The sequence below is a fragment of the Citrobacter sp. U14242 genome, from assembly GCF_046555775.1.
Lineage (GTDB): Bacteria > Pseudomonadota > Gammaproteobacteria > Enterobacterales > Enterobacteriaceae > Citrobacter.
The window spans coordinates 311,036-337,095 of the sequence record NZ_JBKGLW010000001.1 but is presented as its reverse complement, the minus strand read 5'-3'; the positions used below and the strand labels follow the sequence as shown (position 1 = coordinate 337,095).

General features: G+C 53.6%; 25 protein-coding genes. 10 read left to right on the top strand and 15 right to left on the bottom strand.

Annotated features, from left to right (window positions below):
- Window positions 1-15: 15 nt before the first annotated feature.
- The 4 genes from rhmD to ACLJXE_RS01565 all read right to left on the bottom strand — a co-directional run bounded on the left by rhmD (window position 16) and on the right by ACLJXE_RS01565 (window position 4,141).
- A complete protein-coding gene (gene rhmD / locus ACLJXE_RS01580) occupies window positions 16-1,221 on the bottom strand; it encodes an L-rhamnonate dehydratase (protein WP_286629068.1) in 1,206 nt (401 codons plus the stop codon).
- Window positions 1,222-1,235: 14 nt separating this feature from the next.
- Window positions 1,236-2,018, bottom strand: coding sequence for an IclR family transcriptional regulator (locus tag ACLJXE_RS01575; RefSeq protein ID WP_410749909.1), 783 nt, complete (start codon window positions 2,016-2,018; stop codon window positions 1,236-1,238).
- A 270-nt stretch (window positions 2,019-2,288) separates the two neighbouring features.
- On the bottom strand, window positions 2,289-3,485 hold the full coding sequence (locus ACLJXE_RS01570; protein ID WP_410749908.1) for a nicotinamide mononucleotide deamidase-related protein YfaY: 1,197 nt from the start codon (window positions 3,483-3,485) through the stop codon (window positions 2,289-2,291).
- Window positions 3,486-3,598: 113 nt separating this feature from the next.
- Window positions 3,599-4,141 carry a YfaZ family protein gene (locus ACLJXE_RS01565; RefSeq protein ID WP_410749907.1) on the bottom strand — a complete coding sequence of 181 codons (543 nt, stop codon included), beginning with the start codon at window positions 4,139-4,141 and terminating at the stop codon, window positions 3,599-3,601.
- Window positions 4,142-4,458: 317 nt separating this feature from the next.
- Here ACLJXE_RS01565 and nudI point away from each other — a divergent pair, with 317 nt between their 5' ends.
- The 8 genes from nudI to arnF all read left to right on the top strand — a co-directional run bounded on the left by nudI (window position 4,459) and on the right by arnF (window position 12,553).
- Window positions 4,459-4,884, top strand: a complete 426-nt coding sequence (gene nudI, locus ACLJXE_RS01560) for a nucleoside triphosphatase NudI (RefSeq protein ID WP_410749906.1) — start codon at window positions 4,459-4,461, stop codon at window positions 4,882-4,884.
- Window positions 4,885-5,179: 295 nt separating this feature from the next.
- Complete coding sequence (gene arnB, locus ACLJXE_RS01555) at window positions 5,180-6,319, top strand: UDP-4-amino-4-deoxy-L-arabinose aminotransferase (RefSeq protein WP_410750022.1); 1,140 nt, start codon at window positions 5,180-5,182, stop codon at window positions 6,317-6,319.
- A gap of 2 nt (window positions 6,320-6,321) precedes the next feature.
- Window positions 6,322-7,305 carry an undecaprenyl-phosphate 4-deoxy-4-formamido-L-arabinose transferase gene (gene arnC / locus ACLJXE_RS01550; protein WP_410749905.1) on the top strand — a complete coding sequence of 328 codons (984 nt, stop codon included), beginning with the start codon at window positions 6,322-6,324 and terminating at the stop codon, window positions 7,303-7,305.
- Window positions 7,302-9,284, top strand: coding sequence for a bifunctional UDP-4-amino-4-deoxy-L-arabinose formyltransferase/UDP-glucuronic acid oxidase ArnA (gene arnA, locus ACLJXE_RS01545; protein WP_410749904.1), 1,983 nt, complete (start codon window positions 7,302-7,304; stop codon window positions 9,282-9,284). The genes arnC and arnA overlap by 4 nt, the downstream gene beginning before the upstream one ends.
- Entirely contained in the window at window positions 9,281-10,183 is a 903-nt protein-coding gene (arnD, locus tag ACLJXE_RS01540) for a 4-deoxy-4-formamido-L-arabinose-phosphoundecaprenol deformylase (protein ID WP_410749903.1), read from the top strand. Before arnA ends, arnD begins: the two co-directional genes overlap by 4 nt.
- On the top strand, window positions 10,180-11,835 hold the full coding sequence (gene arnT / locus ACLJXE_RS01535) for a lipid IV(A) 4-amino-4-deoxy-L-arabinosyltransferase (protein ID WP_410750021.1): 1,656 nt from the start codon (window positions 10,180-10,182) through the stop codon (window positions 11,833-11,835). The genes arnD and arnT overlap by 4 nt, the downstream gene beginning before the upstream one ends.
- Window positions 11,832-12,167, top strand: coding sequence for a 4-amino-4-deoxy-L-arabinose-phosphoundecaprenol flippase subunit ArnE (gene arnE, locus ACLJXE_RS01530; protein WP_410749902.1), 336 nt, complete (start codon window positions 11,832-11,834; stop codon window positions 12,165-12,167). The genes arnT and arnE overlap by 4 nt, the downstream gene beginning before the upstream one ends.
- Window positions 12,167-12,553, top strand: a complete 387-nt coding sequence (gene arnF / locus ACLJXE_RS01525) for a 4-amino-4-deoxy-L-arabinose-phosphoundecaprenol flippase subunit ArnF (RefSeq protein ID WP_410749901.1) — start codon at window positions 12,167-12,169, stop codon at window positions 12,551-12,553. The genes arnE and arnF overlap by 1 nt, the downstream gene beginning before the upstream one ends.
- 2 nt (window positions 12,554-12,555) lie before the next feature.
- Here the strand turns inward: arnF and pmrD are convergent, their stop codons facing one another.
- From pmrD to ACLJXE_RS01480, 9 genes are all read right to left on the bottom strand, one after another.
- On the bottom strand, window positions 12,556-12,819 hold the full coding sequence (gene pmrD, locus ACLJXE_RS01520) for a signal transduction protein PmrD (protein ID WP_286629060.1): 264 nt from the start codon (window positions 12,817-12,819) through the stop codon (window positions 12,556-12,558).
- 106 nt (window positions 12,820-12,925) lie between these two features.
- Window positions 12,926-14,341 (bottom strand): o-succinylbenzoate--CoA ligase, encoded by a 1,416-nt coding sequence (menE, locus tag ACLJXE_RS01515; RefSeq protein ID WP_410750020.1) that lies wholly within the window; start codon window positions 14,339-14,341, stop codon window positions 12,926-12,928.
- Between the two features lie 11 nt (window positions 14,342-14,352).
- Complete coding sequence (gene menC, locus ACLJXE_RS01510; RefSeq protein ID WP_410749900.1) at window positions 14,353-15,315, bottom strand: o-succinylbenzoate synthase; 963 nt, start codon at window positions 15,313-15,315, stop codon at window positions 14,353-14,355.
- Entirely contained in the window at window positions 15,315-16,172 is an 858-nt protein-coding gene (gene menB / locus ACLJXE_RS01505; protein WP_137384147.1) for a 1,4-dihydroxy-2-naphthoyl-CoA synthase, read from the bottom strand. Before menB ends, menC begins: the two co-directional genes overlap by 1 nt.
- A 14-nt stretch (window positions 16,173-16,186) precedes the next feature.
- Window positions 16,187-16,945, bottom strand: coding sequence for a 2-succinyl-6-hydroxy-2,4-cyclohexadiene-1-carboxylate synthase (menH, locus tag ACLJXE_RS01500; protein WP_410749899.1), 759 nt, complete (start codon window positions 16,943-16,945; stop codon window positions 16,187-16,189).
- Window positions 16,942-18,612: a 2-succinyl-5-enolpyruvyl-6-hydroxy-3-cyclohexene-1-carboxylic-acid synthase gene (gene menD / locus ACLJXE_RS01495; protein WP_410749898.1), complete on the bottom strand. Its 1,671-nt coding sequence runs from the start codon at window positions 18,610-18,612 to the stop codon at window positions 16,942-16,944. The genes menH and menD overlap by 4 nt, the downstream gene beginning before the upstream one ends.
- Before the next feature lie 87 nt (window positions 18,613-18,699).
- A complete protein-coding gene (gene menF, locus ACLJXE_RS01490) occupies window positions 18,700-19,998 on the bottom strand; it encodes an isochorismate synthase MenF (RefSeq protein WP_410749897.1) in 1,299 nt (432 codons plus the stop codon).
- A 94-nt stretch (window positions 19,999-20,092) separates the two neighbouring features.
- Window positions 20,093-20,398, bottom strand: coding sequence for a stress response protein ElaB (gene elaB, locus ACLJXE_RS01485; RefSeq protein ID WP_286629049.1), 306 nt, complete (start codon window positions 20,396-20,398; stop codon window positions 20,093-20,095).
- Window positions 20,399-20,451: 53 nt separating this feature from the next.
- Complete coding sequence (locus ACLJXE_RS01480) at window positions 20,452-20,913, bottom strand: GNAT family N-acetyltransferase (RefSeq protein ID WP_410749896.1); 462 nt, start codon at window positions 20,911-20,913, stop codon at window positions 20,452-20,454.
- 67 nt (window positions 20,914-20,980) lie between these two features.
- On the opposite strand from ACLJXE_RS01480, the gene rbn reads away from it, so the two are divergent.
- Both rbn and ACLJXE_RS01470 read left to right on the top strand, forming a co-directional pair.
- Entirely contained in the window at window positions 20,981-21,898 is a 918-nt protein-coding gene (rbn, locus tag ACLJXE_RS01475) for a ribonuclease BN (RefSeq protein ID WP_410749895.1), read from the top strand.
- A 64-nt stretch (window positions 21,899-21,962) separates the two neighbouring features.
- The gene (locus ACLJXE_RS01470) at window positions 21,963-22,967 is read left to right on the top strand and encodes a chemotaxis protein (protein WP_286629046.1); all 1,005 of its coding nucleotides are present in this window, start codon (window positions 21,963-21,965) and stop codon (window positions 22,965-22,967) included.
- Window positions 22,968-23,025: 58 nt separating this feature from the next.
- On the opposite strand, the gene nuoN is transcribed toward ACLJXE_RS01470, so the two are convergent.
- Window positions 23,026-24,483 (bottom strand): NADH-quinone oxidoreductase subunit NuoN, encoded by a 1,458-nt coding sequence (gene nuoN / locus ACLJXE_RS01465; RefSeq protein ID WP_286629045.1) that lies wholly within the window; start codon window positions 24,481-24,483, stop codon window positions 23,026-23,028.
- 6 nt (window positions 24,484-24,489) lie between these two features.
- Entirely contained in the window at window positions 24,490-26,019 is a 1,530-nt protein-coding gene (gene nuoM / locus ACLJXE_RS01460; protein WP_005129465.1) for an NADH-quinone oxidoreductase subunit M, read from the bottom strand.
- Between the last annotated feature and the right edge of the window lie 41 nt (window positions 26,020-26,060).

The following is a 26,060-nucleotide window of genomic DNA, read 5'->3' as shown; positions in this document are numbered from 1 at the left end:
GCAACGCACTGGTCATTAGTGGCTGTAGGGGCGTTTCAGATTGCAGTCACGGTTAAGCTCGACGCCAAAGCCAGGCTTATCGAGTACCGACTTATGGATTCGTCCATTCACGGGTACGGGTTCATCCAGCAGAATCGGGTCAAACTGAGGGCGCATCGTTGAACAATCCGGGCTGGTCATCAGGAACTCACTAAACGGGGTGTTCGTGAAAGTGATCACCGCATGGTGCGAGTAGACCGATGAGCCGTGCGGCACCACCAGTTGTCCACGCGATTTGGCGATGGCGGCAATTTCCACCAGCGTGGTTAATCCACCACACCAGCCTACATCAGGCTGCATGATATCAATGCCGGTTTCAGACAGCGTACGGAAGGACTGCAACGTGCCGTGGTGTTCACCACTGGTCACCATCATGCCTGCCGGTGCATTGCGCTTCAGCTCACGATAACCTTCATACTGCTGTGGCGGCAGACACTCTTCGATCCATTTCAGGTTATGCGGCGCACAAGCATGTGCCAGTTTGGTGGCATAGTTCACGTCCTGGCTCATCCAGCAATCGAGCATCAGCCAGAAATCCGGGCCACATTTCTCACGCATATCAGCCACCATCGCAGCATCTTTGCGAACGCCTGCATCTCCGTCGTGCGGCCCCCAGTGGGTCGGCATTTTGCCGCCGATAAACCCCAACGCTTTTGCCAGATCCGGCCTCGCACCCGTGGCGTAAAACTGGATCTCATCGCGCACTGCGCCCCCCAGCAGTTTGTAAACCGGTAAGCCAACCACCTTGCCAAACAGATCCCAAAGCGCGAGATCCACGCAAGAGATCGTGTTCATCACCAGACCGCCAGAGCCGGAGTAATACATTGTGGCACCAAGCATCTGATCGTGAATGAGTTTAATATCACTGACGCATTTGCCTTCGATAAAGCGATTAAGGTGCTTTTCGACAATAAAACAGCCCATTTCTCCTGCCGTCGAGACCGCAAACCCCGTCTGGCCGTTTTCTGCCTCCACTTCGACAATCAACGTCCCCAGCACGTTTATGCCGAAAGACTGGCGCGACTGTTCATACTCACGGTATTTACTCATTGGCGTGGCAATGTGATCGTCAATCCAGTGATGAGCGCCCTGGTCATGATAATCACCCCCGCCCGCCCCTTTCTCCGCCGTAGCGCCGCCGGTAAACCAGGCACGAACATGTTTAATTTTTGGTAGGGTCATGATGTTCTCCATTATTATGATGCGAGTGAATCGAGGGGGCTTTTCCAGCCCAACAGACGTGAAATATCTTTGGCGCAGGCTATTGCCTTCCCGGCCAGGTAATCACGATTCTCTTCGTTGATTTGTAAGCGAGTACCGACCACTGAAATCGCGGCAGTCAGCGTATTACTGGCATTAAAAACGGGGGCGGCAACACAGCGAACATCCGGGTAATCCTCGCCGTTATCAAAGCTCCATCCGCGCTGACGAATGCGCTCCAGTTCATCATTCAATTGCTGAGGATTGGCAATGGTGGTCGGCGTCGCCTTCTCCCATACCAACTGGTCAATAATGGTTTTGCGTACTGCCGCAGGCTGCCAGGCCAGCAAACATTTGCCAATGCCTGAGCGATACAGAGAAAGACTTTTTCCCTCATGCGATCGCACACTGATGGTGGACGAGGATTCCACTTTCAGAATGTAATACGCGCTTTCGTGGTCGATGATCCCCAGATGACAAAGCAAATCGGTTTCATCCATCAGCTGTGTCAAACGGGGTCGCGCCAGCTCACGCAGATCCATTTTGCTCAACGCGTGTCCCGAAAGTTCAACCAGCTTGGTCCACAGGCAGTATTTCTCCTGGTGATCAATACTGAGAAAGCGCTGACGCTTTAGTTCGTTTAACAACAAATAAGCGGTGCTTTTCGGAATACCCAACGTCTCCACAATCGTTGCGGCGCTACACGGGCCGATACGCGCAATAAGATTGAGAATGTCTATCGCTCTGGTGAGAGCAGGGACCTTGCTTGATTCCAACATACTGGACTCCGGTCTGAGATACTGGAATCAGTGTGTTCGGTCAACAGGGGTAAAATTGTGAAGCACATCAAATCCCGCCTTTCTTCCAGCTGGCTGGAAAGATTACGTATAGAAATGTGAACCACAGCACGGATTTTTCCACGGGGAGTACAACAGGTTGGACAAAAATGCAGGGAAAATTGCCGGATGGCGGGTGAACGTCTACTCCGGCAGATAAACAGACGTTCACGCAAAGCCCGATAAGCGCAGCCCCATCGGGCAATTTACAGGTTAGATCGTCAGCGACTCAACCACTTCAATCCAGCCGTGTTCGCTGGCAAGATCCTGCCCGTTTAACCAGCGACGCAGCATATTAAGCGCCATCATTGCGCAAACTTCCTGACGAACAGCCAAACTGTAGCGATTTGCATTGAGTCGCACCCGCAAGGCATGTGTGCCGTCAGGTGTTGCCAGTGCGAAGTTAATATGTTCGTTTTCGAAACCCGATACCGCCAGCGCCAGTTCGGCATAATGGTTGCCGCGTCGCTCGGTTATCCAGTGCGCCGTTTGTGCCAGCGTTTCTTCCTGAGATGGCACCACTTCACTGGCCAACAGAGGCGCGTTAGCGCGAGAAAGCTGGAGTGCGATCAGGCCCGCGGTAAACTGCTCGCTGAGCGTCAGGCTGAACTGTCGCGACTGCAAAGTACGTGCAATTTGTGCAGGAAGCCCTTCCGTGCCTTCAAAAATCATATTCTGCCCGGCAACCCGTTTCACCTCCGGCCAGAGCGCCAGCATCGCTTCACGTTGGGAATCGGGCCCGGTTAGCTTCAGCTCGATTATTGGCATGGACGAACGATATCCCATTGTCACCCCGGGCGGTAAAACCAGAGAGTCCAGGCTCTGCGCCAGATCGCTTTCAGAACGACCAAAAGTCGTTAAGCGCAGACATAGCGGGGGCTGAGAAAGAGAAAAACGTTCACGCAGGCGCGGCAGGATCTCATGTTCAACCATCACTTTAAATTCTGACGGCACACCCGGCGTAAAGAACATCAGGCAGCGATTAAGCTTTACGGCGAACCCGCAGGCAGTTCCGACCGGATTATTAATAAACTCCGCACTGGCCGGAAGTTCAGCCTGTTTGCGATTGCTCGGTGCCATCACGCGTCCCCGCTCACGGAAAAAACGCGTCATTTCGGCCAGCCACGCTTCATGCAGAACCAGCCCTTCACCTTTTGCGGTTGCCGCCGCCAGGGCGCTCAAATCATCGCTGGTTGGACCTAAGCCACCATTAACAATCAAAATATCGGCATGTTCACTGCGTTCGCGCAAAATGGCGACCAGATCGTCAAGATTGTCGCCCACCGTGTTACGGCGGGTTAATGGTAATCCCTGATTAAAGAAAAAATCGGCCAGCCAGGCGGCATTGGTGTCGACGATCTGACCGTGCAACACTTCATCCCCGGTGGATAGCATCTCCACGTTTAACATTGTGTTCTCCTGCTTATGCAATCAAAACACTATAACGCAATGGAGGGGGAACATGGAGGAGGAAGGAGAGAGAGAAATAAAAACAGGCGCGGCTAAATGCCGCGCCAGGGACATCAGAAGCTGGCGCTGACCCCAACGTACGGGCCGTCAGCAATCGCGTTATCGCGGTTGCCATCTTTACCCGCCAGATTCAGGTAACGGTAACCTGCTTCAATGCTCAGCGGACGCATAATCGTCAGGCGCGCCCCGGCGTTAGCTTCTTCGTAGCTGTCGATCCCGCTGGAGAGTGAGTCCGGGGAGTAGTAGTATTCGCCAAACAGACGGAAACTGTCGCCGATCGGCCACTGTAAACCACCACCGACAGCTGCCGCGTAGCCTTCATCACCGTCTTTCGGGTTGGTATAGATACCTTTCCCGCCGACTGTTGCCAGCAACGGACCCAGAGGGATATTCAGACCAAGGCCAAGCCCTGCAACATCACCGTCGTCATCGTTATGCATCCAGTTACCGCTGACAGCCAGACCCGTGGTTTCAGTTCCCATACCGAATCCAAGGTTGGTGTAATCTTCGCCAGCCTGGCCATTAATGCTAATCGCGTTCGCCGACGCAGAAACAAACAGCATTCCGGCAAAACCCAGTAAGACACTTTTTTTCATTTTCTATCCTTTCAAGCAATAATCAAAACATAGCCCCAAAACCGCTGGATTGTACTGCCAGATGGCGAGGAATCAATGAGCTAAAAAAGCGATACAATGACATATTGTAACTAAATACTACCCGCAATGTTTCAGTAAGGTTAAGTTCTTACCTGAAATAGACGGTAAAAGGCACCTGATTGCCGTTTTCAACAGACAACGTTATTTTCCCCGGCAAAGCTGGCTTAAACAGCAATGAAGCGTTTTTTCTGCCGCCTGCAAAAGGTAAGATGTGTTAACGATGGATCCCTCCGCCCTCCCCTACAAGGAACAGACTTATGCGCCAAAGAACGATTGTTTGCCCACTCATTCAAAATGAAGGCTGTTATTTACTGTGCAAAATGGCCGACGATCGCGGTGTTTTCCCTGGCCAGTGGGCGTTGTCTGGCGGCGGCGTTGAGCCAGGCGAACGTATCGAAGAAGCCTTACGTCGGGAAATCAGGGAAGAACTGGGAGAACACCTCGAGTTATCGCAGATTACCCCCTGGACCTTCAGTGACGATATACGAACCAAAACCTACGCTGATGGTAGCCAGGAAGAGATTTACATGATTTATCTCATCTTCGATTGTATTTCCGCCAACCGTGAAGTGAAGATTAACGAAGAGTTCCAGGACTTCGCCTGGGTTAAACCGCAAGATCTCGCCCATTACGATTTAAACATCGCCACACGTAAAACGTTAACATTAAAAGGGTTATTGTAAACTCAAATGGTGATAGCGGCAGGATATTGATCCTTCAGATCACGGCATTGCACTCATCATTCAGCAGCAGAACTGCAATGCCGTAGCCACGACAAAATACTCGTAAAAATCATTTATTTTCAGACAAATAAAATAATCTCATCCGCATTCCCCTTTATATCTCCAACCTTAAACTCTTAAGGATAAATTAACCTTCAGTCTTTAACCTTTGTGGCCTGATGAAATAATTAACGATGCCCCTGTTTATCACTAAAAATAAAACTGCGGTGGCGTTAAATGGCTTTAAGGAATCATGATGTCTGACTTTTTGCCTTTCTCCCGCCCGGCAATGGGTGATGAAGAACTTGCAGCCGTTAAGGCGGTTCTGGATTCAGGGTGGATAACTACAGGTCCTAAAAATCAGCAGTTGGAAGACGCTTTCTGCCAGCTCACAGGAAACCAAAACGCCGTTGCCGTCTGTTCCGCGACGGCAGGTATGCACATTACGCTAATGGCGCTGGGTGTGGGTGAAGGCGATGAAGTGATTACCCCGTCGATGACGTGGGTATCTACACTCAACATGATTGTCCTGCTGGGCGCCACACCGGTGATGATCGATGTCGACCGCGATACGCTGATGGTGACCCCCGAGCAAATAGAAGCCGCTATTACACCACGAACCAAAGCTATTATTCCCGTGCACTATGCCGGGGCCCCAGCCGATCTTGATGCCATTTACGCCATCGGTAAACGCCATGGAATCCCGGTTATTGAAGATGCAGCGCACGCCGTCGGAACGTTATACAAGGGTCGTCATGTTGGTGCTCGTGGTACCGCAATCTTTTCCTTTCACGCTATCAAGAATGTTACCTGTGCAGAGGGGGGGTTAATTGTTACTGACGACAGCCAGTTCGCTCAACGGCTTCGCAGCCTGAAATTTCACGGCCTGGGTGTAGATGCTTATGACCGTCAAACCTATGGTCGCGCGCCGCAGGCTGAAGTTCTCGCGCCGGGATACAAGTACAACCTGACTGACATCAACGCCGCCATCGCCCTGGTGCAGTTGAACAAGCTGGATCGTCTGAACGCACGCCGGGCGCAAATTGCGCAGCAGTATCAACAGGCGCTGGCCGATACGCCGTTTCAACCGCTCACCCGGCCTCAGTGGTCGCATGTGCACGCCTGGCATTTGTTCATCATTCGCGTGGATGAAGCCCGCTGTGGGCTGAGCAGAGATGCTCTGATGGAAGCACTAAAGGCCAGAAATATTGGCACAGGCCTGCATTTTCGCGCGGCCCACACGCAGAAATATTATCGCGAACGTTTCACCGATCTTTCTCTGCCTAATACCGAATGGAATAGCGCACGCATTTGTTCACTGCCGTTATTTCCCGACATGACCGACGATGACACACAACGCGTCATTACGGCACTTCGCCAGATTGCAGGACAATAAGCATGTTTGAAGCCACACCGATTAGTAAAGTCTCGGTGGTTATTCCCGTTTTTAACGAACAGGAAAGCCTGCCAGAATTAATCAGGCGCACCAGCGCCGCCTGCGAAAAACTGGATACTGAATATGAAATTCTGCTCATTGATGACGGTAGCAGTGACAATTCGGCTCAACTGATGATGGACGCCTCCCAGGCAGCGAACAGCCATATTGTCTCTATTCTGTTGAATCGAAACTATGGGCAACACTCGGCGATTATGGCCGGTTTCAGCCACGTCACTGGCGACCTGATCATCACGTTGGATGCTGATTTACAAAACCCGCCAGAGGAGATCCCGCGACTGGTTGCCACGGCAAAAGAAGGCTTCGATGTCGTCGGAACGGTGCGTCAGAACCGCCAGGACAGCCGCTTTCGTAAGACCGCCTCACGGATGATCAATCATCTGATTCAGCGCACAACCGGTAAAGCAATGGGTGATTATGGCTGCATGCTGCGCGCCTATCGCCGTCACATCGTCGATGCCATGTTGCATTGCCAGGAGCGCAGCACCTTTATTCCTATCCTGGCTAACATCTTTGCCCGTCGCGCCACGGAAATCCCGGTACACCATGCTGAGCGTGAATTTGGCGACTCTAAGTACAGTTTCATGCGTCTGATAAACCTGATGTATGACCTGGTAACCTGTCTGACCACCACGCCATTGCGTATGTTGAGCCTGCTGGGCAGCATCATTGCCGCCACAGGCTTTACCCTGTCGGTCCTGCTTGTTGTTCTTCGCCTGACGCTCGGCCCGCAGTGGGCGGCAGAAGGTGTGTTTATGCTGTTTGCCGTGCTGTTTACCTTTATCGGCGCGCAATTCATTGGCATGGGATTACTCGGCGAATATATCGGTCGCATTTATAACGATGTCCGCGCACGCCCTCGCTATTTTGTTCAACACGTTATCCGTCCACAAACCACGCAGTCAACTGAGGAAAACCGCGCATGAAAGCCGTCGTATTTGCCTATCACGATATGGGATGTCAGGGGGTTCAGGCCCTGTTGGATGCGGGTTATGACATCGCTGCTATTTTTACGCACGCCGATAACCCAGGTGAAAAAGCGTTTTTTGGCTCAGTTTCCCGCCTCGCTGCCAGCGCAGGAATTCCAGTGTATGCTCCGGACGAGGTCAATCATCCGTTGTGGATCGAGCGGATCGGCCAGCTCGCCCCCGATGTGATCTTCTCATTCTACTATCGCCATTTACTCAGCGATGAGATCCTGCGTCTTGCGCCTGCGGGTGCCTTTAATCTGCACGGCTCATTACTGCCCAAATATCGTGGCCGTGCACCGCTGAACTGGGTATTAGTCAATGGTGAAACCGAAACAGGTGTGACGCTTCACCGCATGGTCAAGCGCGCAGATGCCGGTGCCATCGTCGCCCAACAACGCATTACCATTTCCCCCGATGACGTGGCGTTAACCCTGCACCATAAATTATGCCAGTCTGCCCGCGAGGTACTGGCGCAGGCGCTGCCAGCCATCAAAGCCGGTGATTTTCAGGAATACCCACAACAGGAAGCCGACGCCACCTGTTTTGGTCGCCGCACGCCGGAAGACAGTTTCCTCGACTGGAACAAACCCTGCGCACAACTGCATAACATGGTTCGCGCCGTGTCCGATCCATGGCCCGGTGCATTCAGCTATGCCGGTACGCAAAAATTCACCATCTGGTCATCACGCCAAAGTACAAATACATCTGCGGCTCTGCCGGGAACGGTTATCTCCGTATCGCCATTGCTGATTGCGTGTGCCGATGGCGCACTCGAAATCATTACCGGGCAAGCGGGTGATGGCATTACTATGCAGGGCTCACAGCTGGCACAAGTTTTGGGTCTGGTTGCAGGTTCCCGCCTCAACAGCCAGTCCGTTTCCGCCAGCAAACGTCGCACCCGCGTTTTGATCCTTGGCGTTAACGGTTTCATTGGCAACCACCTGACCGAACGCTTGCTACGCGAAGATAACTACGAAATCTACGGACTTGATATTGGCAGCGATGCGATTGAGCGTTTTCTGCAACACCCACGATTCCATTTTGTGGAGGGTGATATCAGCATTCACTCCGAATGGATTGAATATCATGTGAAAAAATGCGACGTCGTGCTGCCACTGGTCGCCATTGCCACACCGATTGAATATACCCGCAACCCGCTGCGCGTCTTCGAACTCGATTTTGAAGAAAACCTGAAAATTATTCGCTACTGTGTCAAGTACCGCAAACGCATCATTTTCCCGTCAACATCTGAAGTCTATGGTATGTGTACCGATAAAGACTTCGATGAAGACAGCTCCAACCTGATCGTCGGCCCGGTTAATAAACCGCGCTGGATCTACTCGGTTTCGAAACAACTGTTGGATCGCGTCATTTGGGCATACGGTGAAAAAGAAGGGCTACGTTTCACCTTATTCCGTCCGTTTAACTGGATGGGACCGCGTCTGGACAGCCTGAACGCCGCACGTATCGGCAGCTCACGCGCCATTACCCAACTGATCCTGAATCTGGTGGAAGGCTCCCCCATCAAGCTGATTGAAGGCGGCAAGCAGAAGCGCTGCTTTACCGACATTCGTGACGGTATCGAAGCCCTGTTCCGCATCATTGAAAACGACGGCGGGCGCTGTGACGGCGAGATCATCAATATCGGTAATCCGGATAATGAAGCAAGTATTCAGGAACTGGCTGAAATGCTCCTTTCCTGCTTCGAAAAACATCCATTGCGCCAACACTTCCCACCGTTTGCTGGTTTCCGTGACGTTGAGAGTAGCAGCTACTATGGCAAAGGCTACCAGGACGTTGAGCACCGCAAACCCAGTATTCGTAACGCCAAACGTTGCCTGAACTGGGAACCAGCAATCGATATGCAAAAAACGGTTGAAGAGACGCTGGACTTCTTCTTACGCAGTGTGGATATCACGGAACACACATCATGACCAAAGTGGGCTTGCGAATAGATGTCGATACATTCAGGGGGACACGCGAAGGCGTGCCCCGCCTGCTGGAGACATTGAACCGGCATAACGTTCGGGCAAGTTTCTTTTTTAGCGTCGGGCCCGACAACATGGGGCGCCATCTCTGGCGTCTGGTGAAGCCGCAATTTTTGTGGAAGATGCTGCGCTCAAATGCAGCCTCACTCTACGGGTGGGATATTTTACTGGCCGGCACCGCCTGGCCTGGAAAAGAAATTGGCCTGGCCAATGCGACCATCATTTCGCAAGCAGCCCGGTATCACGAAACTGGCTTACACGCCTGGGATCATCATGCCTGGCAATCTCGAAGTGGCGGCTGGAACGATAAACAGTTGATTGATGATATTTCGCGGGGCATTAATGCGCTCGAAACGATCATCGGCCAACCCGTCACCTGTTCTGCCGTAGCTGGCTGGCGTGCCGACTCGCGCGTCGTCGATGCGAAAGAAACATTCCATCTGCGCTATAACAGCGATTGCAGGGGAATATCGTTATTCCGTCCTGTACTTGAAACAGGAGAAATGGGTACGCCACAAATTCCGGTCACACTACCGACATGGGATGAGGTGGTTGGTCAGGAGGTGCAGGCAGCGGACTTCAACGACTATATTCTCTCCCGCATTCAGAGGGACAAAGGCACCCCGGTCTACACGATTCACGCAGAGGTGGAAGGCATTGCTTTTCAGCAAAAATTTGACGACCTGCTCATTCGTGCCGCCGACGCCGGGATTACGTTTTGTCCACTGGGCGAACTGTTACCAGACGATATCAGTACACTACCAACGGGCCAGATCGTTCGTGGCAAAATACCCGGCAGAGAGGGATGGCTCGGCTGCCAGCAACCCGCGAGTGTGACACCATGAAATCCGCACGTTACGCCCTGGCATTTGTCGCATTTATTGCACTGTATTTTATTTTACCCATCAATAGCCGCCTGCTCTGGCAGCCCGACGAAACGCGCTATGCTGAAATCAGCCGGGAAATGCTGACGTCTGGCGACTGGATCGTCCCACATTTTTTAGGGCTACGCTATTTTGAAAAACCCATCGCGGGATACTGGTTAAACAGCATCGGACAATGGTTGTTTGGCGCAAACAACTTTGGCGTCAGGGCGGGGGCTATTTTTGCAACCCTACTGACTGCACTCCTGGTCGCCTGGCTGGCAATGCGGCTATGGCGTGATAAACGTACGGCCATACTCTCTGCCGTTATCTTTCTAACGTTTTTCTCTGTTTACAGTATTGGAACCTATGCGGTACTTGATCCCATTATCGCACTGTGGCTAATGGCGGGTATGTGCTGTTTTTGGGAGGGAATGCAGGCCACCACCAGAACACGTAAAATTGTCGCCTTTTTGCTGTTAGGATTCACCTGTGGCATGGGCGTGATGACCAAAGGCTTTCTCGCGCTCGCTGTCCCCGTCCTCAGCGTGCTGCCATGGGTTTTCGTGCAAAAGCGCTGGAAAGAGATCTTTATTTACGGTCTGTTGTCGATTATCAGCTGTATTGCCATTGTCCTGCCGTGGGGACTGGCGATTGCACAACGCGAACCAGACTTCTGGCACTACTTTTTCTGGGTTGAGCATATTCAGCGTTTTGCGCAGGATGATGCCCAACATAACGCACCATTCTGGTACTACATACCGATTTTCGTGGCGGGTGCCTTACCCTGGCTCGGGCTACTACCGGGTGCATTGCGTACCGGCTGGCGTGAGCGGGATGTACCACGTAGCGCCTTATACCTGCTGAGCTGGATTATTATGCCGATCCTGTTTTTCAGTATCGCCAAAGGGAAGTTGCCAACCTATATTCTTTCCTGCTTCGCACCGCTGGCAATCCTTACCGCACGGTTTGGCTTGCAGGCTGCTGAAAAAGGTTCTGCAGCCCTGCGCGTCAACGGTTGGATCAACATTCTGTTCGGTGTTACTGGTATTATCGCCACATTTATCGTGTCCACGCTCGGACCGTTGAAGACACCGGTCTGGTCGCATATCGAAACGTATAAAGTGTTTTGCTCATGGGGTATCTTTATCACCTGGACACTATTTGGCTGGTATACGCTTAACAACAGTGAAAAAAACTGGAGATTAGCAGCGCTGTGTCCGCTGGGGCTGGCGCTGTTGTTCGGCTTCTCTGTACCTGACCGGGTAATGGAATCCAAACAACCACAGTTTTTTGTCGAGATGACAAAAGAGTCGCTGGAGTCGAGCCGTTATATTTTCACCGACAGTGTTGGCGTTGCCGCAGGACTGGCCTGGAGCCTGAAACGCGATGACATCAACATGTACGGGCAAACAGGTGAGTTAAAATACGGCCTTAATTATCCAGATGCCCAGGGACGCTTCGTCAGCCGGGATGACTTTGCCAGCTGGTTGGCGCAACATCGCCAGGAAGGGATCATTACGCTCGTGCTGTCAATTTCGAAGGATGAGGATATTAATCAGCTTGCCATTCCCCCCGCTGACTATATCGACAATCAGGGGCGCCTGGTCTTGATTCAGTACAGGCCTAAATGATCTGGCTAATCTTAGTCCTTGCCAGCCTGCTCAGCGTCTGTGGGCAATTGTGCCAGAAGCAGGCCACCCGCCCGGTACCCGCCCACGCGCGAACACGCTATATCGCACAGTGGATTGGTCTGGCGCTGGCCTGTCTGGGACTGGCCATGCTGCTCTGGCTGGCAGTATTGCAGAATATTCCCGTCGGTATCGCCTACCCAATGCTAAGCCTGAACTTTGTATGGGTCACGCTGGCGGCATGGAAAATCTGGCGCGAACCTGTCACAACGCGTCACTGGTTGGGGGTTGGGCTACTCATCACCGGCATCTTTATTCTTGGGAGCGCGGTGTAATGGGCATCTTTTGGGGGCTGTGTAGCGTGATTATTACGTCGGTTGCTCAGCTTAGTCTGGGTTACGCGATGGATAATCTGCCGCCCATGCTGCAACCGCTGGCGTTTATCTCCGCCGTTTTTTCAACCAGCGGCAGCGCATTCGCCTTATATGGCGGGCTGGTAGGTTATTTACTGTCAGTGATGTGCTGGCATAAAGCCCTGCATCAGCTCGCGCTGAGCAAAGCCTATGCCTTGCTCAGCCTCAGCTATGTACTGGTGTGGATCGCATCAATGATTTTACCTGGCTGGCAAGGAACCTTCTCAGTAAAAGCCCTGGTGGGTGTGCTGTGTATTATGGCGGGATTAATGACCATATTCTTACCTGTCCGCCAGCACACGCCCTGAGATCATTTATCGTCAGACAGCTGTCGCAGACGCTCCCATTCTTCACAGAGATACTGTCTGGCATCAATGATTTTAATCACTCGCGATGTGTCACGGTTAATACAATACTGGGCATCTTTTAGCGGTGACAGGAGATCGCCGGCTTTTACACGCTCGCAGGCTTGCGCTTCAGCCAGCATTTTCAACGAACCACCGGTATCAGAAAGTACAATATAGAGCCTCCCTGCTTTTTGGTTAAAACAAGACTTCTTCACATGCCATTCCATAGCGCACCTTTTGCTAATGATTTTCACACCAGGTTACACTTTAGCAGATAAACCAAAGGACAATGGCCAGGGAGTGGCAATTATGCGAGATAAATTTAATGCTTTCTTAAGCTTTACCGCAGGTACGGACCCACTCCAGCAGCGCCCGGCGAGAAATCTTAATACCACCGCTTTTCAATTCTGCGGGTAAATTGAGCCAACGAATGGGTTGCTGGAAACGTGCCAGCTTATCTTTCACCCATTCTGCCAGATCAATACTTCCGGCTTCGGCATCGTACTCCACAACCGCAACGGGGCGGTGGCCAAATTCTTCATCTTCTATTGGAACAATAAAAGCTTGCAGAACATGGGGATGCGATACAATAACGCGCTCTACCTCTTCCGGTTGGATCCCTTCCCCGCCACTAAAAAACAGGTTGTCCATCCGCCCGACAATGGTTAGCTTGCCCTCCTGCACGGTGCCACGATCGCGGGTGGCAAACCAGCCTTGCGCATTAACCAGCGGATAAAGCTGTCCGTTGCGCCAGTACCCTTGCGCCATGCTGGCGGCACGCAACCAGACTTCATCATCAACAATCCTGACTTCTCTGCCTGGTAGTGCAGAGCCGACATCCGCCTTACCATCGGCTTCTTTCGCACAAACCGTGGAGGCAAACTCCGTCAACCCATAGCCGCACCAGCAGCGAATCCCCTGCTCGCGCGCCTGCTCAGTCAACTCAACCGGAATTGCCGCCCCCCCCAGCAGTACCGCTTTCAGCGTAACCGGGGTGTTGTTAACCAGCAAACGCCACAGCTGCGTGGGAACCAGCGAAGCATGGGTACAACCCGTCAGCATCTGCTCTAACGGTTGCTTATCGCGCACGGTCATACGCGCGCCCGCAAACAGCCAGCGCCACATAATCCCCTGACCGGAAACGTGAAATAACGGTAGCGAGAGCAGCCAGTCATCGTCTTCGCCAAATGGCATCAGTGACAGCACTCCCTGCGCACTCGCCAAATGCGCCTGACAAGTATGTACCGCCGCTTTAGGCAGTCCGGTTGAGCCGGAGGTTAACGTCATTGTGCTCAAGCGCTGGGGCAACCAGACGGCAGCATGCTCGCCAGACTGTTCCAGCATCCGCAGCGGTGTCAGTCCCGGGAGTGGACTTTCTCCTTCCAGATCCAGCACAAAACGCAGCGTCAGATCCGGGATTAACGCATCCAGCAACGACTGTGGCAACTGCGGGTTCACAGGTAAAATTCGTGCCCCGCACTGCAACAATGCCAGCCAGGCCAGCAGCGGACGGGGGTGATTCCAGGCGCGGAGTAATATGCCATCACCCTCTTCCACACCTTGAGCCGCAAAGCCGCTTGCCAGGCAATCGACTCGTGCACAGAGATCGCCCCAGCTTAACACCTCATCATTGAGGCGTAAGGCTGGCGCGTCCGCACGAGCCTGTCGCCAGTGACGCCACGGCCAGTCAGTAAAATCAGGAGCATCGGACAACCGCTCCAGGCCCGATGCGCTTACGCCATCGGGCATTTCCCACTGGGTCATAGCAATCGTTCCAGCGCATCTATCTCAATGCACGGCAACGTACTGCCTGGCCACGCGCGTACCTGCTGGCACTGCATCAGACTGAGCGTATCCAGACCAGGGATAGTCTGTGGCGTCAACCAGGCGGCAATGCGCGCCAGCTGGGTTAAGCCCAGGCTCGACTCGATAGAGGAGCTGATTACGGCGGTGAGACCGAGCGCGTGTGCGGCTTCAACCTGCTCACGAACCTTGTCGAGGCTACCCGTCAGCGTAGGCTTGATGACGACAGCCTTCACGCCCTCTTCGGCCATAAAGGTGAAATCGGCTTCACGCAGACTTTCATCCCAGGCAATGGCAATCCCTGTTTCACGCGAGAACGCGCGGGAATCATCACGGGTTTTACACGGCTCTTCGAGGAAGGCAATGCGCCCGCGATACTCAGGATTGACATATTTCGCAAACTGCTGGGCTTTCAGCGGCGTCCAGGCACGATTGGCATCAAGCCGCAGGTGCAGTTCCGGGATCGCCTCCAGCAACAGGTTAACGACCATACCGTCGCGAACAGCCTCATACAGACCGACTTTTACCTTCGCAACTTTCTCGCCAGGCATGTCTGCCAGTTGCAGCACCAGATCGTCAGGATCACCTGTACACAACGGCGCAGCACGATAGTCCGCCGCCTCAGGCAACGTACCTTCAATCTCGGCCAGCGCACAGCTAACACCAAATGCGACGGCAGGCAGCGTTGGTAAGGATGAATCCCCCTGTAGCCAACCGTTAACCCAGGCCAGCAGCGCAGTTTGCGCCTCTTCCCAGGTTTCCTGGCTGAAGCCCGGAAGTGGCGAGATCTCTCCCCACCCTTCGCGTTCGCCGTCACGAAGACAAACGTACAGCCCGTCACGCGTTTTTAACCGCCTGTCACGCAAAATCACCCCCGCGTCCATGGGGATCTGCCAACGGTATACCTGCGCGCTACGCATTACGGATTCCGTTTGAATTTGCTGAAGTCAGGCTGGCGTTTCTGGTTAAAGGCGTTACGGCCTTCCTGACCTTCTTCCGTCATGTAGAACAGCATGGTCGCGTTACCGGCCAGCTCCTGCAGACCCGCCTGACCATCGCAATCGGCATTCAGTGCAGCTTTCAGGCAACGCAGCGCCATCGGGCTGTTTTGCAGCATTTCACGACACCAGCGCACAGTCTCTTTTTCCAGATCGACCAGCGGAACCACGGTATTGACCAGGCCCATATCCAGCGCCTGTTTTGCATCGTATTGACGGCACAGGAACCAGATTTCACGTGCTTTTTTCTGACCTACGATGCGTGCCATGTAGGACGCGCCCCACCCGCCGTCGAAGGAACCGACTTTCGGGCCAGTCTGACCAAAGATGGCATTTTCAGCCGCAATAGTCAGATCACACATCATGTGCAGCACATGACCACCACCGATGGAATACCCGGCTACCATCGCGACAACCGGTTTCGGACAAGTGCGGATTTGGCGCTGGAAGTCCAGAACGTTCAGATGATGCACTCCGGAATCATCCTGGTATCCGCCGTAATCGCCACGTACTTTTTGATCGCCACCCGCGCAGAACGCTTTATCGCCCGCACCGGTCAGAATAATCACGCCAATATTGTCATCATAGCGAGCATCCGCCAGCGCCTGAATCATCTCTTTGACGGTGACAGGACGGAAAGCATTGCGTACCTGCGGACGATTAATGGTGATTTTTGCGATACCGTCGGTGGATTTCTCATAGCGAATGTCGGTGTAGCCTTCAGAGCAGTCGAGCCATTCTACCGGTGCGTAAAGCATTGTTTCATCAGGATAGATCATAAAATGTCCTATAGTCAGCGACGCAGAATCTGAGCCAGACAGTGCACCACGCCAGCGGGATTCTCCCGATGCGCGTTGTGTCCGGCATTACGAATCACATGGTTCGGTACGGATAGTTCCGCCGCCAGAGCGCGGAATTTATCGTCACGTTCACCACATAAATAATAAAACGGAAATGTGCGCGTTTTCAGTTGCACACGTAAATCAGGTTGTACGGCCAGCGAGGTGGCTTCCAGCATTGCCGCCAACGTTTCACCCTTATTCTGGCAGCGTAAAGCGACCAGCGCCTCTCTTTCGGTCATATCCAGCGAAGCGAAAACCGGTTGCTGGTACCAGTCATTAAATACATCGTGCAACGGCTCACGGCGAAAACGTGCGGCCCAACGTCCATCTGAAAGACGACGCTGAACGCGCTCATCTTCGTGTTGTAAGCCCGGGTGCCCACCTTCAACAACCAGACCGCAGAGTCCCGGCATCCCCTGACAGGCCGCCATCATTGCGACTCTGCCGCCAAGCGAATATCCCACCAGCCAGTAGTTAAGTATGTTGTAACTAAGCAGCGTATTACGTAACAAATCGCTGACGTCATCGAATCCGTTCACGCTGATATCAGCAGAACCGCCGTGGCCAGGCAGGTCGATATACAACCGCGAATAGTCCGGGAATGCTTCACCGACCGCCTGCCATTCCCGGCGATCACCGGAAAATCCGTGCAGGAAAACCAGCCAGGGGAAATCCACCTGACCCGTGTTTGCCTGCGCGTGCAGGATCATAGATGACTTACCTGCGCCAGCAGTTGCTGCAGGGTTTGCGCCCCGTCAGTTTCATTCACGACCAGCTCAATCACCGTTGCCACCGGTGTACGCCAGGCGTTCGTCAGTGCGTCCTCCAGTTGCGCCCAGTTCTCCGGGCGGTGATATTTGAGATCAAACATCGCCGCGGCATGCTCAAAATGGACGTTCTGCGGCATCAGGTAGAACCGTTCACGTTCGCTTTGCGGGGTTGGCAGCAGGGAGAAAATCTGTCCGCCGTTATTATTCACCACAATCAGGACAAACGGCGCGGAAACCTGGCGCAATAAGGCCAGCGCATTCAGGTCATACAGTGCCGATAAATCGCCAACAATAGCCAGCGTTGATTTCGCACTGGCACGCTGTACGCCAGCCGCCGTTGATAGCAGACCATCAATACCGCTCGCACCGCGATTGCTGTATACCGGGAAACCTGCCGGAAGCTGAGACAGCGCGTCAATCAGCCGTACAACCAGGCTGTTCCCTACGAACAACTGTCCCTGTTCTGGCAGATACTCGCGAATACGGTGCGCCAGCTGTGCTTCGCCAAACGTGTCACGGCGGGCTTCTACCGCCTGCCATGCCTGTTGCGCCAGCCGCGGGATCGCCACACACCAGGGCTGGCGTTTCTCTGCCGGATGCAGCTCCAGCCAGTCGCCCACTTTTGCTACCAGCCGACGTCCACGATGATGAGCAGGATCCAGACGTCCTTCGATATTGTCGACAATCCAGAATTCCTGGGGATCGCAATTGGCCTGCCATTGCAGCAGTCGTTTACCGGTCAGACTACTGCCGAGCTGCACCACAATCTGCGCCTGCTCTAATTCAGCTACCGCTTTCGCGTTCCCCAGCCACAGATCGGCGCAGGGCAGCGGCTGTCCGGTTTGCGACAGCACATCACCAATGAGTGGCCAACCTAACGTCTGCGCCCAGAGCGCAACTTTCTTGCCCTCTTCGGCGCTCATACGCCCGGCAAGTACCACACCACGTTTTTGCCGCCAGAAAAACCAGTCGCGCTGTTTATCACTTTCCAGTCGACGCGCTTCGCGCAACCAGGGTTTATCATCCTGCCACCAGTCACCAAGACGCTGCTGCCAGGCCAGACCCGTTTCGTCCATCTCGCCATATAAGGGTTCTGCAAACGGACAGTTTATATGAACTGCCCCGCTATGCAGCGCCGCTAAGGCGTTATCGATAGTAGACACCAGCCAGCTTGCCGGAATGTCCTGCGTCGGGCGTGGTAAAGAGAGTGTTTGCGACGGATGCGACGCAAACATGCCAGCCTGACGAATCGCCTGGTTAGCGCCACAGTCAATAAGCTCAGGCGGTCTGTCAGCTGTGAGTAAAATCAGTTTTTCACCGGTCAGCCCGGCTTCAATCAGCGCCGGATACAAATTCGCTACCGCCGTACCAGAGGTGACAATAACGGCAACAGGTTGCCTGCTGACTTTCGCCAGGCCTAAGGCGAGATGTCCCAGTCCGCGCTCGTCAAAATGGGTATGATGGATAAAAGCGGGATTTTCCGCTGCCGCTAACGTCAACGGCGTCGAACGAGAGCCAGGGGCAATGCAAACATGCCTGACGCCGTGGCGAGTGAGTGCTTCCAGAATGACCGCCGCCCAGCGTCGGTTAAATGCGCTTACTGACATGAGATTGTCCGGTATCAATATTGCGACACAGTATAAAGAATCGAATAAATGGATTTTTGATATGAGTCGGGAATATACACGAAATCATTATCCTTCCATCTGTAATAAAGTACGTAACCCTGCCGCTTTATTATCTATTTCTTGCCATTCTTGCTCAGGATCTGAACCGCGCACGATCCCCGCCCCGGCATACAGGCGCACTACGTTTGCGCTAATTTTCGCTGAACGTAATGACACGCAAAACTCGCTCTGACGCAGTGAAAGATAACCCGCGGAACCGGCATACCACTCGCGTTCAAAGGGTTCATTATGTTGGATAAATTCACGCGCCAGCTCGCGCGGAATACCCGCTACGGCTGCAGTAGGCTGTAGCTGTACCAGACAGAGCGTATCATCCGCCTGATTAAGTGCAGTCCAGATACAGCGGCGAAGATGCTGTACTTTTCGCAGTCTGAGTACCTGCGGAGGCAAGACATCGAGGGTTTGCGTACAGTTCTGCAGCCGTTGGCAAATATCTTCCACCACCAACATGTTCTCACGCTGGTTTTTATCGTCCTTCATCAGCCATTCACCAAGCTGCCAGGCGCGATGATCGTCAGGATGATTGGCGACTGTTCCGGCCAACGCTTCAGTGCGCAGTGCCGTGTCACGTCGCCTGTACAGACGTTCAGGAGAAGAGCCAAGAAACGCAGATTCGGCGGAAAACGCCATATAGAAGTGGTAACAGTTGAGATTTAAACGACGACTGGAGGCCATAACCGCCGCCGCGTTCACCGGCTGAGAGAACTGTAAATCGGTCGCACGCGCCAGCACCACTTTGTCGAGTTCTTCCTCAGCAATGGTCTGCGTGGCAAGCTCAATAAGGCGAATCCAACCGTCTTTATCCGGCCAGTGCTGCTCTCCCGTCAAAATCAGACGCAATGAGGGAAGCGGTTTTACCTGCGCAAGTGTTGAAATAAACGCAGCGGCCTGCGCGGCATCTTCACGCAACGACACGTCGCTATACAGGTGTAGTCGTAAGGTTGCAACCCCGGCACAGCGCCGCCATTCCAGGCGAGGCAGCAATAAATTACCGCGCTGCGGCTCAAACGCATTCAGGCCCCAGACGCGCAGTTCGGGGTAATTATCATGTTGGCGTAAAAACCGTTGGGCGGATTCCAGTGAGGAGAATGTCGCAACTGCGCCCAGCACAGCAGCTTCTTCATCGCCGTTACGTTGCTGCCAGTAAAACTGCGGCCAGACGGGCTGGCTGGCCAGCCATCCTAAAGCGTCAAAAGCGTCATTCAGAGGGAAAGGGATGTCATAAATACGGATGCCAGGTGCTGCCGGTATCTCTTGCGACAAAATGCGCATCAGACTTTCCAGCGCAGTAGTGATTGAATGCACGCGGACCTCTCCCTGTTAAAAACCTCTCATTATACGGGGTACTGGGTAGAAAAAGCAGTACCCCCGTATAGGGAGTGCGATGACAGCGCTATATTTATCGCCGTGCCAGCAATAATCCCATCACTAAACCGACTGTCGCCCCCACGCCGATCCCACGCCAGGGTTTTTCGTGTACATAGTCATCTGCCCGGCAAACAGCCTGCTTTGCACGATAATAGTAACTGTCAGAGGCGTGACTAACGCGGTTTCTCACATCTTCTAACGCCTGCTCAGCCCGCGCTTTCAACTCAAGGTATTTCTGGTCTGCAGGATCGCCGGAAGAACGCAGCACTTCTTCCAGCGTTTCGCTCAACAATTCCAAATCGTCATCAATACGTGATTCGTAAGAATGAAAAGACATTATATTCCCCCTTTCTATTGACGTACCCGCTAACTATAGACGACTGGGGCTGTTTACGCTTGATGCCCCTCACGCGCCATACCGATGTGTGGAATACCATCTTCGTCATAGATCTCCGTGACTGGAACGAAACCAAATCTCGCATAGAACGATTGCAAATGCGCCTGAGCCCCCAGGTATAACGCCTTATGCGGCCAATGCTGTGTACAGGATGCCAGCGTTTGCGTCATTAACTGCTGCCCCAATTTTTCACCGCGTAGCGCTTCGCGTACAATCACCCGGCCAATTACAACTGGCTCCAGATCATCGTCACTTTTCAGAATCCTCGCATACGCCACCAGTTCATCATTGTTCCATCCCAGTATGTGACGGTTCTCCCCGACTAAGTCGTCGCCATCCACGTCCTGATACGGACATTGTTGCTCAACAACAAATACCGCGCAGCGAAGCTGAAGAATGGCATACAGCTCCTGAACACTCAGCTTTGCATGATGGAGATCTTGCCAGTGGATCATTGTCTGCCCCTTTGTTGTGATAACCTGAACACCCTGCCTCATTGATGGCGAAAAGTGTAACGTAAAGATGGAACTACTATTTTTAGGTACGTCTGCGGGAGTTCCCACACGCTCTCGCAATGTAACGGCAATATTACTGAATCTGCAACACCCGACTCAGGCAGGTTTGTGGCTTTTTGATTGCGGCGAAGGGACGCAGCATCAAATGCTTAGCACCCCGTTCAACCCGGGCAAACTTGATCGTATTTTTATCAGTCATCTGCATGGCGATCACCTTTTTGGTTTGCCAGGGCTGCTGTGCAGCCGTTCAATGGCGGGGAACGTCCAGCCGCTGACGCTTTACGGTCCGAAAGGATTACGGGAATTTACCGAGACAGCCCTGCGACTAAGCGGCTCCTGGACCGATTACCCGCTGGATATTGTAGAAATCACCGCCGGGGAGATTCTCGACGATGGCCTGCGTAAAGTGACCGCGTTTCGACTGGAACATCCGCTGGAGTGCTACGGTTTTCGTGTTGAAGAGCACGACAAACCCGGCGCACTTGATGCCAACGCGCTCAAAGCGGCGGGCGTTAAACCAGGCCCTTGTTTTCAGGATCTCAAAGCGGGAAAAACGATCGTACTGGAAGACGGGCGCACAATTAACGGGGCCGATTTTCTCGCCCCGGCAATTAAGGGAAAGTCCGTCGCCATTTTTGGTGATACCGGCCCCTGTGCAAGCGCTATTGAACTGGCAAAAGGGGTGGACGTGATGGTGCATGAAACCACGCTGGACGCCTCTATGGAAGAAAAGGCCAACAGCCGGGGGCACAGTTCTACCCGTCAGGCCGCACAGCTGGCACGGGACGCCGGTGTGGGCAGACTCATCATGACCCACGTCAGCTCACGCTACGATGCAAAAGGCTGCCAGCGGTTACTTGAAGAGTGCAGAGCACTGTTCCCGGCAACGGAACTGGCTCACGATTTCGCCATTTTCACCGTTTAACGCTTTATTTTTCCGCCTCAGTGCCGATAACAGTGGAAAGGCTGGCTTTCACACTGAGGACAGGATGAACAATTTCCAGAAAGATATTGATGACAGGACCAATCTAACCCTGTCTAACCGCTTTGAGCTGCTGCTGTTTCGCCTCGGCAAGTCGGTTGAAGAGCAGAAATCAGAGCTGTTTGGCATCAACGTTTTCAAACTCCGTGAAATCGTTCCGATGCCAACATTTACCCGCCCTGCCGGCATGAAGGCTCCGCTGTTAGGCATGGTGAATATCCGGGACCAGGTGATCCCGGTGATCGACCTGCCTGCTGTCGCCGGGTGTAAACCTGAAACCGGGCTTAATATCCTGTTGATCACAGAGTACGCCCGCAGCGTACAGGCGTTTGCGGTGGAGTCAGTCGAGAACATTATGCGCCTCGACTGGCAGCAGGTGCACACTGCTGAGAAAGCCGTCAATGGTCGCTACATCACCAGTATTGCTTGTCTGGACGACGACAAAGAAACCAACAATTTGGCGCTGGTGCTTGATGTCGAACAGATCCTGTATGACATTGTGCCGTCCAACCACGATTTACGTGCAACCGACCTGAAAACCAGCAAATTCAATATCACGCCGGGTGCGGTGGCCATTGTTGCGGAAGACTCCAAAGTTGCCAGGGCGATGCTGGAGAAAGGACTGAACGCGATGGAAATTCCGCATCTGATGCATGTCACGGGCAAAGATGCCTGGGACAAAATTCAGCAACTCTCCGAAGAGGCACAAGCGGAAGGTAAGCCAATCAGTGAGAAAATCGCCCTGGTGCTGACCGATCTGGAAATGCCGGAGATGGACGGTTTTACGCTTACCCGTAAGATAAAAACCGACGAGCGTCTGAAGAAGATCCCGGTTGTTATCCACTCTTCACTTTCCGGTAGCGCCAACGAAGATCACGTTCGCCGAGTGAAAGCAGATGGCTACGTGGCTAAATTCGAAGTCAATGAGCTTTCTTCAGTCATTCAGGAAGTGATGGATCGTGCGGCGAAAGATGTCAGCGGACCGCTGGTAAGTCGCCAGCTTTCCGCCTGATAGCTTTGCCCCCATAAAAAAACCCGCCGAGGCGGGTTTTTTCGTTTCAGCGTGTCGCTTACATCAGCGGCGCCGCCAGCTGCACGATGCTGATCAGCGGTTGCGGATAGACACCGAGGATCAGAACCAGCAGGGCAGAGATCAGCACCACGATACCGCCCGCGCTGTACTGCCAGTTAGACGGTGCATCGCGGTTCAGTTGCTGCGGAGCACTCAGGTACAGGCTCACAGCAACGCGCAGGTAGTAGTACAAACCAATCGCGGAACCGACCACCACCGCGGCAACCAGCCACCACAGGTTAGCCTGTACACCGACCGCCAGTACGTAGAACTTACCGATAAAGCCCAGCGTCATCGGGATACCTGCCAGAGACAGCATCATCACCGTCATCACAGCCGCAAGGATCGGGCGATGCCAGAACAGACCACGGTAGGAGAACAGTGAATCAGCATCCGGACCACGATACGGGCTGGACATCAGGCTGACCACACCGAACGCACCAAGGCTGCTGAACAGATAACCGGCCAGATACACGCCTACCGCTTCCATCGACATCTCGCCGCTTTGCAGCGCAATCAGCGCCACCAGCAGGTAGCCGAGGTGAGAGATAGAGGAGTAACCGAGCAGACGCTTAATGTTGGTCTGGCTCAGCGCCATCAGGTTACCGAAGATGATGGACGCGAAGGCAATCACACCGAGCACAATACGTACCGCTTCGCTGTCGCCAACCGGCGCGTACAGGAACAGACGCATCACCACGCCGAAGATAGCGATTTTGCTCGCCGTCGCCAGGAAGGTGGAAACCGGGGCCGGAGCGCCCTGATATACGTCTGGCGTCCACAGGTGGAACGGCACCAGTGAAAGTTTGAAGCCGAGGCCCACGATCATCAGACCGAAGCCAGCCAACAGCAGCGGCTCATGCAGCATACCGTCGCCGAGGCTCTTACCAAGTGCAACGAACGACAGGTTGCCGGACTGTGCATACACCAGCGCCATACCAAACAGCAGGAATGAAGACGCTGCGGCAGACAGGATGGTGTATTTGATACTGGCTTCCAGTGAACGCTTCTGACGGAAGGCATAACCGACCAGGCCAAACAGCGGCAAAGAGATCAGTTCGATACCGAGGAACAGCGCCGCCAGATGGTTAGCGTTAGCCAGCAGAATACCGCCCAGTGCGGCAATCAGCACCAGCAGGTAGAACTCTTCCCGGTTGTCGTCGTAGCCTTCCAGCCATGGGTAAGCAAAGGTACAGGTAGCAAGACTCGCCAGCAGTACCAGCCCGGTATAGAGCATGGCGAAACCGTCGACCCGCATCAGCGGGGTGACGTCCATGGCGCCCGCCTGGCCAACAAACCAGAGCGAAACCAGCGCGGCGTTAAGACCAATGACCGACAGCGTGGCATTGAGGAAGTGATTGCGTCGCCACGCAATGGAGAGCATCACAACCACCACCGTCAAGCCGACGATCAGCAGCGGTAGCAGCGCAATCAGGTGTTGTGGAGTTATTGTCATGGCGATTTACGGCCTTGTAGTAGTAACGGAATTAACAAACCACTGCTGGATGTTGCTCATCGCAGAATGCGAGGTATCCAGAATCGGCTGCGGATAGAAGCCAAGCAGTACCAGAAGCACGACCAGCAACAGGATGATAAACAGCTCACGCAGCGACATCCCTGGCAGTTCAACACTGGCAATCTGGCTTTTCGCCTTACCAAAGTAAGCGCGATGCAGCATCGCCAGCGAGTATACAGAAGCAAACACCAGACCAAAGGTTGAGATCACCGTAATGACCGGAACCACCTGGTAGCTGCCGAACAGAATCATGAATTCGCCAACAAAGTTACCTGTACCAGGCATACCCAGCGTACAAACGGCGAAGAACATGGACAGTGCAGGCAACCATTTCATTTTGCCCCACAGGCCGCCCATCATACGCATATCACGCGTATGCAGACGCTCGTATAACTGTCCACACAGAATGAACAGACCGGCTGCGGACAGACCGTGAGCGATCATCTGGATCACCGCACCCTGGTACGCCAGCTGGCTGCCCGTGTAGATAGCAATCAGTACGAAGCCCATGTGCGATACCGAGGTGTAGGCAATCAGACGTTTGATATCGTACTGATTAAAGGCCATCCACGCACCGTAGAAGATACCGATAACGCCGAGCCACATCGCGATAGGTGCGAACTCCGCCGACGCGTTCGGGAACAGCGGCAAAGAGAAGCGCAGCAGACCGTAGGCTGCGGTTTTCAGCAAGATCCCCGCCAGGTCAACGGAACCTGCGGTCGGTGCCTGGGAGTGCGCGTCCGGCAACCAGCCGTGCAGCGGAACCACCGGCATTTTCACCGCGAAGGCGATGAAGAAGCCCAGCATCAGCAGATATTCCACACCGTGGGACATCGGGGTATTCAGCAGTTCTTCGTAGTTGAAAGTCCAGACGCCAGTGGCTTTGTAGTGCACAAACACCAGCGCCAGGATGGCGATCAACATCACCAGACCACTCGCCTGGGTGTAAATGAAGAACTTGGTTGCCGCCGTGATACGCGTTTTACCGTCAGAGGCTTTATGCCCCCACAGCGCGATCAGGAAGTACATCGGCACCAGCATCATTTCCCAGAAGAAGAAGAACAGGAACATGTCGATGGCAAGGAACACGCCGATCACGCCGCCGAGGATCCACATCAGGTTCAGGTGGAAGAAGCCCTGGTATTTTTCGATTTCATTCCAGGAGCACAGTACCGCCAGAACACCGAGCAGACCGGTCAGCACCACCATCAGCAGCGATAAACCGTCGATGGCTAAGTGAATAGAGATGCCGAAACGCGGGATCCACGGCAGGATAAACTCAGACTGCCACTGCGGAATGCCAGCGGATTGCGTCAGTGAATAGCCGCCCTGCAACCACAGTTGCAGACCAAGCGCCAGCGTCAGTCCCATGGTAATCAGCGCTATCCAGCGCGGCACCTTCACGCCAAAGCGTTCGGTCTGCCAGCACAGGAAGCCACCGATGAAAGGGATTAATATCAACCAAGGTAATAACATGGTGATCTTTGTTCCTTGTTTAAGTCCCGTTCAGGCTATCT